The following is a 12,486-nucleotide window of genomic DNA, read 5'->3' on the forward strand; positions in this document are numbered from 1 at the left end:
CCCACGCGGGCTTTCGATGGCTGTGTCTACGACGCTACCGTGGCGAGTTGCTACGGAACCATCCAGCCGAGGACCGGTGTGGACTGGAGCACGATCAGCGCCGTGATGACGGCCAGCAGTCCGAGGCTCCACGGAAGCAGTTTGCGGAACAGTGTGCTCTCCGAGCCGACGACGCCCACCGCGGCGGATGCGACGGCCAGGTTCTGCAGCGACAGCATCTTGCCCATGACGCCTGCCGACGAGTTGGACGCTGCCATCAGCGTGGCCGACAAGCCGGTCTGATCGGCCGCGGTCACCTGCATGGCGCCGAAGAGCGAGTTCGACGACGTGTCCGAGCCGGTCAGCGCGACGCCCAGCCAACCGATGATCGGCGACAGGACGGCGAAGAACGCGCCGGTCGACGCGAGCGCCAGTCCGAGCGATGTGGTCAGACCCGACAGGTTCATGACGAACGACAGCGCGAGCACCGACGTGACGGTGACGATCGTCCACTTGAGCTGCACGAGGGTGGCGCCGAACGTGCGGATGCCCCGCATCGGGCTGATCTTGTAGATACCCATCGTGATGATGCCCGAGAGCAGCAGCAGGGTTCCCGTCGCGGCGAGATGGTCGAACTTGAACTTCTGTGCGGCAACGGCATTTCCGTCGGCATCGACCACGTCGAGACCCGGCCATTGGAACGTCGTACTACCGATTCCCACGAGCGCGGACTTGACGGCCGGAATCTGAGCGATCGAGAAGATCACGATGACGACGAGGTACGGAGCTGCAGCCATCAGAACGTGACGCAGCGGGGGCCGCTTGACGACGACTGCACCGGTGACCGCCGTCGCGGTGCCGGACGATCCGGTACCGCCGCCGTCGATTCCGCCGGTCTCGATGCGATCGGCATCCGTGGGCTCGGTGCTGGAGATGATCTCCTTCGGCTGCCAGACGCGCAGGAACGCCAGTACCGCAATGATCGTCGCGACTGCGGCGAGCACGTCGGTCAGCTCGACCGCGATGTAGTTGGACACCAGGAACTGTGCGAGACCGAAGACGAAGCCCGCGACGAGCGCGACCGGCCACGTGTGCTTGATGCCGCGCTTCCCGTCGACCAGGAGGACGAGCAGCATCGGCACGATGATGGCGACGAGCGGTGTCTGACGACCGGCCATGCTGGACAGTTCGTGCAGCTCGATTCCCGTGACGCCGTTCAGTGCGATGATCGGGGTACCCATCGATCCGAACGCGACCGGCGCGGTGTTGGCGAGCAGACAGATGACTGCGGCCTTGATCGGGTTCATGCCCGTCGCGATCAGCATTGCGGCCGTGATGGCAACCGGCGCACCGAAGCCTGCGAGCGACTCGAGCAGGGCTCCGAAGCAGAAGGCAATGAGAACAGCCAGGATTCGAAGGTCGTTGGAGATCGACCGGATGGTCGTTCCCAACGTCTCGAACCACGGGGTGTCGGCGCTGAGTCGGTAGATCCACAACGCGGTGATCAAGATCCAGAGGATCGGGGTCAGGCCGTAGGTGACACCGGCGGCCGCCGCACTGAGAGTCTGTCCGACGGGCATGCTCCACACCACCACGGCCAGGATCAGCGCGATGGCCAGTCCGGTCAGGGCCGACAGGTGCGCCTTGACGCGAAACACGCCGAGCAGCACGAACATCGTGACGAGGGGGATGGCAGCGACCAGGGCCGACAGGGCCAGGGACCCGCCGACGGGATCGTTGATCTGTTGAAACATCAGGTCTCTTTCGATTTTTCTAGCAATCAGCTGCAGGAGTGGAGCCTGCGGAATGACCCAGGGAGGGGGAGAAGGTGCCGTACATGGCGGCGATGTGCGAGGCGCTGCTACGAATCAGATCGATTGCCTCATCGGTCATCTCGACCAGAGTCGACGGTCCGGAGGCGATCGACACGGCTGCGGTGATGCCCGCATCCCGAGCTTCCTTCGGATCCAGCATCACTCGCCCCGCCACCACGACGACGGGACACCCGGACGGTACCGCACCGGCGACGCCTGCAACGACTTTTCCGTTCAACGACTGCGAATCGAACGAGCCTTCACCGGTCAGGACGAGATCCGCCTGCGCGCAGAGCTCACGAAATCCGACGGCACCCATCACGAGTTCGGAGCCCGGAAGAAACTCGGTCGTCAGTACTGCGGACAGGCACGCAGGCATTCCGCCTGCAGCACCCGCGCCCGACAGCTCTCGCGCATCGACACCCGTCGAATCGGCAAGAACCGCCGCGAGATTCGCGAGCCCGGCGTCGATGACCCGAACCTGCTCCGGAGTCGCGCCTTTCTGCGGCCCGAAAACCGATGCAGCGCCTCGGCTTCCGAGCAGCGGGTTGTCGACGTCCAGCGCGACGCGAAAGTGTACATCGGCTGCACGCGGATGCCTACCCGTCATGTCGACCGAGCGAATATCGCCCAATCCCTGCGCACCGCTGGCGACTTCGACCCCGGACTCGTCGAGGAACTTCACACCCAGCGCACTCGCGAAGCCCATGCCTCCGTCGTTGCTCGCGCTGCCGCCGATGCACAGCAGGATGTCGGTGACACCCTCGTCCATCAGATGACGCGCCAGGATCCCGACCCCGTAACTGTCTGCGCGCATCGGCTGGAGGTCCACATCGGACACGTGCGGAAGTCCGTTCGCTTCCGCGGCCTCGATGACTCCCGTTGTGCCGTCGGCGGATACGGCGACCCGAGCACGACGAGGGCGCCCGATGGCGTCGACGGTATCGACCTCACGGATATCGGCGTTCAATCCCGCCGCGAGAGCGTCGAGCGTGCCCTCCCCGCCGTCCGCCAGCGGGCATTCGATCACCGTCACCGCCGGACCCAGGGCGTCCCGTACTCCGTCGGCCATGGCCGCAGCGGCCTCCGACGCAGAGCAGGAGCCCTTGAACGAGTCCGGAGCCGTGACGACGGTAAGTCTCTTTTGCTCCATCCCTGTAGGCTAGGTCACAAAGATTCGGCCAGATATAGGCGTCGGACACATAGATCGGATCGATTTCACCCAAGTATCAGTGCGTCGCGCACTCTCTACGTTCGGTTGATCGATTCAGCTGCCAATGCGATGCGCATCGTGACCGCGTCGTCGAACGTACGGAGATCGAGCCCGGTCAGAGCTTGGATGCGGTTCAACCGCTGCACGACGGTATTGCGATGCGCGTGCAATGCCGCCGCCGACGCCACCACCGAAAGATCGTGCGCCAACACGACCGCGGCCGTGTGACGCAACGTGGCGGACAACGGTCCGAGGGTGCGCGACGCACAGTCCGTGGACAGTTCCGTCGCCTGCTGCGCCAGCAGGATCTCGAGAGCGAACCCACTCAGCTCGTGAACGCCACTGTCGTTCACTTTCGTTGTGCGAGTGAGGATGTCGAGACGTTTGGCGTCGACGACGAGCTCCGCAGTCGTCGCGGACGGACGTCCGGCGACGACCGTCGCACCACGCGAGCGCAGCCTGTCGAGCACCACGTTCCGCACTCCGTCGTTCGCTCGTCCGAGCAGAAACCAGACGACACCGGCGCGTTCGATGCCGACGACGTTGTCGAGTCCCGTCATCGAGGACTCCAACCTCGACGGCTGTGCGTCCGTGCCTGCCGTGTCGAACGCGACCAGCACACTCCACGGAGGACGACTGGGTCGTCCCACATCGTCGAGCACGGCGCTCACACGCGCCTCGGACACTCTCGGTTCACTGATCAACGTGTTCAGCAGGTCTCGCAAAGTCGATGCACGCCAATGCGAATCGACGAGCTGCTGTTCCTGACGCACCAGCAGCATCACCGTCAAGACGACCACGCGCGCAACGGGTTCGACGACCGACGGCTTGCCCGTCACGCCCACCACTCCGACGGCTTCCCCGTCGATCACCAGGGGCACGTTGACACCGGCCTTGGACTGCTCGCGGTCGCGCGCGATCCGGACGATGTCTCGCTTCGCGAGCGCAGCGATGGCCCCGTCGTGACTCGTTCCGAGCCTGGACGGGTCGGCCGACGCGATGATGACGCCGCGGTCGTCCATGATGTTGACGTTGTGCTCGACCACGGGACGCACCTGGTCGACGACTCGCTGGGCGAGCTCTGCAGTCAGCACGCTGGTACTCCCTTCCACGACCGCATCGATGGACCACCACAACCGTCTAACGGTTGCCACGTGACATCGATGCCGATAGAGCGTACGAAAAAGGCCCGCCGCTGACGCGACGGGCCCTTTCGACAGGAACTGCTTACTTCACGGAAAGCGATTCCAGGATCTCGCGAGCGAGTGCAGCGGTCTCGGACGGCGTCTTGCCGACCTTGACGCCTGCAGCCTCGAGCGCGTCCTTCTTCGCCTGAGCCGTGCCCGACGAGCCGGAGACGATGGCGCCTGCGTGGCCCATGGTCTTGCCCTCGGGAGCGGTGAAGCCTGCGACGTAGCCGACGACCGGCTTGGTCACGTTGGCCTTGATGTAGTCGGCCGCACGCTCTTCGGCGTCGCCACCGATCTCACCGATCATGACGATCAGCTTGGTCTCGGGGTCGTTCTCGAACGCCTCGATGGCGTCGATGTGCGTCGTACCGATGACCGGGTCTCCACCGATGCCGATGGCCGTCGAGAAGCCGAAGTCACGGAGTTCGTACATCATCTGGTAGGTCAGGGTGCCGGACTTCGAGACGAGGCCGACGGGTCCCTTGTCGGTGATGTTCGCCGGGGTGATGCCGACGAGAGCCTCACCGGGCGTGATGATTCCGGGGCAGTTCGGGCCGATGATGCGGGTCTTCTTGCCCTTCTCCACGTTGTAGGCCCACGCGTAAGCGGAGTCCTGCACGGGGATGCCCTCGGTGATGACGACGAGCAGCGGGATCTCCGCGTCGATCGCCTCGACGATGGCGTCCTTGGAGAATGCCGGGGGAACGAACGCGATGGAGGTGTCCGCACCGGTCTTCTCGATTGCCTCGGCGACCGAAGCGAACACGGGAAGCTCGATGTCGTTGCCCTGTGCGTCGACATGCTTGACCGTCGTGCCGGCCTTGCGTGCGTTGACGCCACCGACGACGTTGGTGCCGGCCTTGAGCATCAGGGCGGTGTGCTTGGTTCCCTCGCCACCGGTGATGCCCTGGACGATGACCTTGTTGTCCTTGTTCAGAAAGATAGACATGGTTTCCTCTACTTCGCTGCCAGCTCGGCGGCCTTGTCGGCGCCTTCATCCATGGTTCCGGCGAGCGTCACCAGCGGGTGCGCGGCGTCGGCGAGAATCTTGCGTCCCTCTTCGACCTTGTTGCCGTCGAGACGCACTACCAGCGGCTTGTTGGCGTCGTCGCCCAGCTTCTTCAGCGCGCCGACGATGCCGTTGGCGACAGCGTCACACGCGGTGATGCCACCGAAGACGTTGACGAACACGCTCTTGACCTGCTCGTCACCGAGGATCACGTCGAGGCCTGCAGCCATGACCTCTGCGGAGGCGCCGCCTCCGATGTCGAGGAAGTTGGCAGGCTTGACGCCACCGTGCGCTTCACCGGCGTATGCGACGACGTCCAGCGTGGACATGACCAGTCCGGCGCCGTTGCCGATGATGCCGACTTGTCCGTCGAGCTTGACGTAGTTGAGGTCGTTCTCCTTGGCCTTGGCCTCGAGAGGATCGGCCGCGTCCTTGTCCTCGAAGTCCGCGTGGGCTTCGTGGCGGAAGTCTGCGTTCGCGTCGAGCGTGACCTTTCCGTCGAGCGCGAGAATCTGGTCGTCGGGGGTGCGAACCAGCGGGTTGACCTCGACGAGAAGCGCGTCTTCCTTGATGAAGACTTCCCACAGCTTCTGGATGGTCACCGCAGCGGCGTCGAGCACCTCGGCGGGCAGCTTGCCCTTTTCAGCGATATCACGAGCAAATGCGAGGTCGACGCCCTTCACGGCATCGACCGGGATCTTCGCGAGTGCGTCCGGGTTCTCCTCGGCCGTCACCTCGATCTCCACGCCACCCTCGACGGAACACATCGCGAGGTAGGTGCGGTTGGTGCGGTCGAGCAGGAAGGAGATGTAGTACTCCTCGGCGATGTCGGAGGCTTCTGCAACGAGAAGCTTCTTCACGACGTGGCCCTTGATGTCGAGGCCGAGGATCGCTTCTGCGTTCTCGGTAGCTGCCGCGACGTCCTTGGAGTACTTGACGCCGCCGGCCTTGCCTCGACCGCCGACCTTGACCTGTGCCTTGACCATCACAGGCTTGCCGATTTCCTCGGCAATCTGAGTTGCACCAGCAACCGTGTCGGTGACACGGCCTGCGGACGTGGGTACGTCGTGCTTGGCGAACAATTCCTTCGCCTGGTATTCGAAGAGATCCATCAGCTCACCGTCTCGTCTACGTTGACGCCCGCTCAAGGGGTGTGAGCGGGTCCGGTCATCGACTTTATCCAGGTGCCCGGAGGCTTCATCGCCCACCCGGAACCTATGTGGTCTATCTCACCGGTACGCGGCATGTGTCCCAGGTCTCATCGAGCGCGCCGTCGAGCCGAAAGCAGCGCCGCCACAACGAGAATCACGCAGCCGAGGGCTCCGGCGACGACACCTGGACCGACCGTCGGGTCCGTCGCACGCCCGGAAGTCAGCGGCCAGCCCACCACGTAGACGACGACGGCCGCCGACCCGCCCGCCAGAAGCGCGGCACCGCGCGCAGGCCTCGAACGGGCAGCGACGACGGCCGCAACCACCAATGTCACCGCGAGAGCCATCTGGCCCCACACGTCCCAACCCCACGGGATTTCGGTCACCGTGGCTGCGGTGACGTCGGAGCCGCTGTAGAGCGGGAGCGCGAGACCGATCGCGGCGACGACGGCACCGAGCAAGGCAACCGCGCCGACGACGCGGTCTCCCGTCGTGTCGGACGTGTCGACGTCGTCACGCTCCGCGCTTCCCGCCAGGAGCGTCGCGGAACCGCACACCACGGCCGCGACGACGGCGACAATGATCGCCAGCCCGCCGGATCCGATCGCGATGCCGTCGATGTCCGTTGCGAGCACGACGGCCTGCAGTACGCCGGCGCCCGTCATCACGACGGACACGCTCAGCACACCCGTTGCAGGGCGGACCGTTGCCGCGAACAGCGAGAAGAACAGCGGCACCGACGCGACGACGAGAACGAACCCGGCGATGACGGCGGTGCGGGTCGCGAGGATCGTCGGTGTCGGCAGACCGTCGGGAACGACGAGAACAGCTAGCAGCCCACCTGCGATCGACGCCACGCCGGACACGACACCGGCCACACCTGCGACGACGTGCCACCGCGTCGACGACAGATGTCCGTCGTCGAGCCCCGACCGACGGACGCGATCGGACCCTGCCCGACGCTCACGCGCGGCTGCCACCGGCCATGCCGTGACCCCGGCGGCGAGAAGGACGACGGCAGCGGCCGTCCCCGCGACGGAGCCCGGGGACACCTCGATCCCGGGGCCGGACGCCAGACCGGCGAGCAGCCGCGACCCGGTCAGACCGATCAGTGCCGCACCCGCACCGAACAACGCGCCCGACGCGACGACGGGCGAGATCGATGCCAGTGCCGACGCCGCGACGACGAGGACTGCCAATGCGGCGAGAGCCGAGCCGACGGCCGTCGTCCACGGCGACTCGACGACCGCAGGCACGAGCACGATCGAATCGGTCGAGACGAACGGCGGAACGAACAGGGCCCCCGCGCCGATCACGGCCGCCACCACGGCCACCGTCGACAGCAGACCGCCGACGCGTGCGGCGGCGGCGCGCCCGGTCAGGTCCGGGCTGGCCGACTGGCCGTACCCGTCGCTCAGCGATGCTCGACCGACCGCGATCCAGCCGAGCAGGCCGGCAAGCACTGCGAGTGCGTGCGACGCCACCACCACATAGGCGCCTGCGCTCGGCTCGAGCACCGCTGCGGTGATCGGGCGGAACAGCTCCAGCCGGTTCGCGTCGATCGGATCCAGGAGCAGGCCGAGATCGAGAACGGTCAGTCCGACGGCCACCGCCCCGTATCCCGCCGTCACGGCTCCGGCCAGTGCAGGACTGCGAACGACCGCCAGCCAGGCGCCGACGGCGACGACCGCGAGAGGGACGGACGCCACCAGACTCGCGCCGACGAGGCCGCCCGTCGGGCCATCACCCGACGTCGCACTCACGGGGTCGAGAACGACGACGGCGAGCGCGAGACTCGCTGCGATCGACGCGACCGCCGCGGCCGCGATCGCGGGAGGGCGAGCGCCCTTGTCGTCCTGTGCCCTGCCCTCGATCACTCGAGGGGAAGCCTTGTCGGACCGGTGGATCTGAGATGAGGACGCCACACGACAGACGCTATCGTTCGTCGCCCCGGGAACACGTGATGCGCTCGTCGTGTTTCGACAACGGAATCGGGGGTACTCCCGCGTTGTCGGAGACCCCCGGGCGTCTCCGCGTTTCGCCTGTTCACGTTGTGAGCCATCTCACATATCCGACCGCGGGGCCCGTAAAACTTGCGCCGCTTGCAATCGTTTCGTTACCGTCTGCCGAGTCTTAAGTCACGAGCAGATCACGAAACGGAGGCCGCAGGTCTTGTCGCAACACCGCGCGTCCTTCACCGCAAGCCGATTCGTCAAGCCGGCAGCGGTTACCGACAGCGCACCTGCCGTCTACTCGCCCGACACCGTGTTTACCGAGGACACCGTGTACACCCGGGACACCAGCTGGGGCTCCGAGGCCGAGAACCTCGAGTCGAGCCGGTACGACTACTTCGCCAGCAGCTACGGCGCAGCCAAGACCTATCACGACTCCGAGCTGCATGTGTCCGAGATGGACGACGCAGCCGACGACTCCGTGACCGAAACCATCGAGGCCGTCGCCCGCCGAGGCGGAGCGCACCGCATTCCGACGCCTCCCACCGCACTCAAGGGCCGCGCAGCGGTTCTCGCCGTTGCCGCCGGTGCCGTTGTCGCAGCGGGCCAGGCCGTCGTCGATCACGAACCCGCCGCCGCCAGCTCGTCCGAGGAGGTTGCGCTCGCAGCCGGAGCGGCTCCCGCAGCCCCCGGCATCGCCGCGACGACCACCCCCGAGGCCGCCGACTACGCAACGGACACTGCTGCGGCTTCGCCGTCGTCGGCCCCGCAGATCCTGAACGTCGCGAACCCGGTCGATCTCAGCCAGTTCAACGACCTGCTCGCCAAGGGCCAGCGCTTCAGCGAAGAACGCGCCGCCCGCGAAGCAGCGGCACGACGCCCGCTGTTCGTCCTCCCGGCGGTCGGAACCTACACATCCAACTTCGGCATCCGCTGGGGCGTCCTCCACGCCGGTGTCGACATCGCGAACGCCATCGGTACACCGATCCTCGCCGTCGCCGACGGCAAAGTCATCGACGCCGGTCCTGCATCCGGGTTCGGCATGTGGGTTCGTCTGCAGCACGCCGACGGCACCATCACGGTGTACGGCCACATCGACAGCGCCAACGTCACCGTCGGCCAGGAAGTCATGGCAGGCGACCAGATCGCGCGCATGGGTAACCGCGGTTTTTCCACCGGACCTCACCTGCACTTCGAGGTGCACCTGCCCGGCGAAAACAAGATCGACCCGCTGCCCTGGTTGGCATCCCGCGGCATCAGCCTCGGTCCCGAGCAGGACTGAGTTCAGTCGGCGTCGTACGCCTTCTCTGGCCCCTGGTTTTTCTGACCGAATGTGACATTCGGTCACCTTTGGCGGAGCGAGGGCGTCATTTGGTCACTCAGAGTGACCCAAGGCGTCATTCGCTCACCCCGCGCTCCGCGCCGACCGAGGGCCTCATTCGCTCACTCAGAGTGACCCAGGGCGTCATTCGCTCGCGCCGCGCCCCGCGCCCAACCGAGGGCCTCATCCGGTCACTCAGAGTGACCCAAGGCGTCATTCGCTCACCCCGCGCCCCGCGCCCAACCGAGGGCCTCATCCGGTCACTCAGAGTGACCGAAGGACGCCCTCGGTCACCCTCGGCGACGCGTCGCCACTCGCCACCCCAGGATCGCGGAGCTACAGCTTGGTCATCGGCACGCCACCGATGAGCATCATCTTGACGCGACCGGACGTGCCGAAGTCGACGAGCACCATGGCCGACGTACCGCTTCCGGTGGACTCGAGGACCGTTCCGAGGCCGTACTTGTCATGGTTGACGCGATCGCCGACGGCCAGCACCAGCGTGTTGTTCTTGGGTCGGGGCGCACCGAAGCTGGGGGTCGACGGCCGATCGCCGAACCCACCGCCCCCGAATCCACCACCGCCGAAGCCGCCACCGAATCCGGATCGCGGCCGTCCACCGCCGATCGCGCGGCCGGAGATACCCGGGTCCTCGCGCTTCCAATTGATCAAGGACTGCGGAATCTCCTGCAGGAAGCGCGATTCGGGGTTGTTGATCGGCTGACCCCATGCCGAACGCATGATCGCGCGCGTCACGTACAACCGATGACGCGCCCGAGTGATGCCGACGTACGCGAGTCTGCGTTCCTCGGACAACTCGTGCGGATCACCGAGTGCCCGCATGTGTGGGAACTGGCCGTCCTCCCAGCCCGTCACGAAGACGACCGGGAACTCGAGACCTTTCGCGGTGTGCAGCGTCATCAGCGTGACGACGCCTGTGCCGGAGTCCGGAATCTGGTCGGTGTCGGCAACCAAGGACACTCGTTCGAGGAAGGCCGCAAGCGAACCGGGCTCGGGCAGACCCTCGTCGTCGTCGGCATCCTCGTCGACGACGTCATCGGTGTCGAGCTCCGCCTCGACGGCCGCCAGGTTGCGCGCCTCCGACGTGAATTCTCTTGCGACGCTGACCAATTCGTTGAGGTTGTCGAGGCGCGCGCCGTCCTGCGGATCACTGCTGCCTTCGAGTTCGGCGCGGTAGCCCGTCCGATCGAGCACGGCTTCGACGACGTCACCGATGTCGGCGATGTCGTTGCCGTCGCCGTCCGTGGTGCCGAGTACGTCACGCAATTCGTCGAGCAGATCGAGGAACTGTCCGATCAACTTCTGCGCACGCGAGTTGAGCAGCGCAACTTTGCCGTCGGCCGCGTCGCGCAGAGCCCGAGCGAAGCTGATGTCGCGCTGCTCGGCATGCACGGCCACGCACGCCTCGGCACGATCGCCGATTCCGCGCTTGGGCACATTGAGAATGCGACGCATACTGACGGTGTCGTCTTCGTTGGACAGCACACGCAGGTAGGCGACGATGTCGCGAATCTCCTTGCGCTCGTAGAACCGAACGCCGCCGACGACCTTGTACGGCAGCCCGAGGCGGATGAAGATCTCTTCGAGCGCACGGGAGGAATTGTTGGTGCGATAGAAGACCGCGACCTCGTCGTAGCGGACGCCTTCGCCGTCGACCAGCCGATCGATTTCCGACGCGACGAACGACGCCTCGTCGTGCTCGTTGTCCGCGACGTAGCCGACGATCAGCTCGCCCTCGCCGGAGTCGGTCCACAGCCGCTTCTCGCGCCTGCCCGCGTTACGCGAGATGACGGAGTTGGCCGCCGACAGAATGTTCTGCGTCGACCGGTAATTCTGCTCGAGCAGGATGGTGCGCGCATCGGGATAGTCGCGCTCGAACTCCTCGATATTGCGAATCGTCGCGCCACGGAACGCGTAGATGGACTGATCGGCGTCACCGACGACACACAGCTCCCCCGGCTCGACGGTGCCCTTGAGTGCCCCGTCGGAATCCTCGCGGCCCACGAGCTCACGCACGAGCATGTACTGGGCGTGGTTGGTGTCCTGGTACTCGTCGACGAGCACATGGCGGAACCGCCGACGGTAGTACTCGGCGACCTGCGGAAAAGCTTGAAGCAGCCCGACGGTCTCGCCGATCAGGTCGTCGAAGTCCATGGCATTCGCGGCGCGGAGGCGCTGCTGATAGTGGCCGTACACGCGCGCGATGAGCTTCGGCAGCTCGACGGTCTCCTTCTCCGCGTCCGCTGCGGCGTCCTCGGGACCGATGAGTTCGTTCTTCAGGTTGGAGATGTGCGTGGCCAACAACCGCGCCGAGAACTTCTTCGTGTCGATCTGCAGATCCTTGGAGATCATCGTCAGCAGGCGACGCGAGTCGTCGGCGTCGTAGATCGAGAAGTTCGAGTTCAGACCCGGCAGCAACGATGCCTGGCTGCGCAGGATGCGGACGCAGCTGGAGTGGAACGTCGACACCCACATGCTGTTGGCGCGTGGACCGACGAGACCTGCAACACGTTCACGCATCTCGGCGGCAGCCTTGTTGGTGAACGTGATGGCCAGCACCTGCCCGGGAGATACGCCCCGCTCGGCCAGGAGGTAGGCGATGCGACGCGTCAGGACGGCCGTCTTACCCGAGCCTGCACCTGCGACGATGAGCAACGGCGATCCAGAATGCACCACGGCCTCGCGCTGCTGGGGATTCAGCCCCTCCAACAGCGCTTCCGACTTGCTCTTACCTGGCATCGGTACAACCTGAAGATTCGTGTTCATCGCGCAACCAGATTACCGGTGGGGACCGACAGGACGTCATCGCCGAGGACGTCGCACGAACAGCCGACTT

The 12,486-nt window shown here is 65.7% G+C and carries 8 protein-coding genes; 1 reads left to right on the top strand and 7 read right to left on the bottom strand.

The window, feature by feature from the left end; all coding sequences use genetic code 11:
* Window positions 1-50: 50 nt before the first annotated feature.
* The 6 genes from RhoFasB10_RS13620 to RhoFasB10_RS13645 form a co-directional block, all read right to left on the bottom strand.
* Window positions 51-1,733, bottom strand: coding sequence for an L-lactate permease (locus tag RhoFasB10_RS13620; protein WP_068424528.1), 1,683 nt, complete (start codon window positions 1,731-1,733; stop codon window positions 51-53).
* Window positions 1,734-1,752: 19 nt separating this feature from the next.
* Complete coding sequence (locus tag RhoFasB10_RS13625) at window positions 1,753-2,946, bottom strand: glycerate kinase (RefSeq protein ID WP_167676791.1); 1,194 nt, start codon at window positions 2,944-2,946, stop codon at window positions 1,753-1,755.
* A gap of 95 nt (window positions 2,947-3,041) precedes the next feature.
* Window positions 3,042-4,100 (bottom strand): sugar diacid recognition domain-containing protein, encoded by a 1,059-nt coding sequence (locus RhoFasB10_RS13630; protein ID WP_167676793.1) that lies wholly within the window; start codon window positions 4,098-4,100, stop codon window positions 3,042-3,044.
* A gap of 133 nt (window positions 4,101-4,233) precedes the next feature.
* Entirely contained in the window at window positions 4,234-5,145 is a 912-nt protein-coding gene (sucD, locus tag RhoFasB10_RS13635; protein WP_068424533.1) for a succinate--CoA ligase subunit alpha, read from the bottom strand.
* Between the two features lie 8 nt (window positions 5,146-5,153).
* Window positions 5,154-6,317 carry an ADP-forming succinate--CoA ligase subunit beta gene (gene sucC, locus RhoFasB10_RS13640; protein ID WP_068424535.1) on the bottom strand — a complete coding sequence of 388 codons (1,164 nt, stop codon included), beginning with the start codon at window positions 6,315-6,317 and terminating at the stop codon, window positions 5,154-5,156.
* A 146-nt stretch (window positions 6,318-6,463) separates the two neighbouring features.
* Complete coding sequence (locus tag RhoFasB10_RS13645; protein WP_206030910.1) at window positions 6,464-8,281, bottom strand: hypothetical protein; 1,818 nt, start codon at window positions 8,279-8,281, stop codon at window positions 6,464-6,466.
* 247 nt (window positions 8,282-8,528) lie between these two features.
* Between RhoFasB10_RS13645 and RhoFasB10_RS13650 the strand changes: the two genes are divergently transcribed.
* Window positions 8,529-9,590 (top strand): M23 family metallopeptidase, encoded by a 1,062-nt coding sequence (locus RhoFasB10_RS13650; RefSeq protein WP_068424540.1) that lies wholly within the window; start codon window positions 8,529-8,531, stop codon window positions 9,588-9,590.
* A gap of 375 nt (window positions 9,591-9,965) precedes the next feature.
* Here RhoFasB10_RS13650 and pcrA read toward each other — a convergent pair whose 3' ends face one another.
* Window positions 9,966-12,416, bottom strand: a complete 2,451-nt coding sequence (pcrA, locus tag RhoFasB10_RS13655; RefSeq protein WP_167676795.1) for a DNA helicase PcrA — start codon at window positions 12,414-12,416, stop codon at window positions 9,966-9,968.
* Window positions 12,417-12,486 lie beyond the last annotated feature (70 nt).

This window comes from Rhodococcus sp. B10 (genome assembly GCF_011770055.1).
In the GTDB taxonomy this organism is placed as follows: domain Bacteria; phylum Actinomycetota; class Actinomycetes; order Mycobacteriales; family Mycobacteriaceae; genus Rhodococcoides; species Rhodococcoides kyotonensis_B.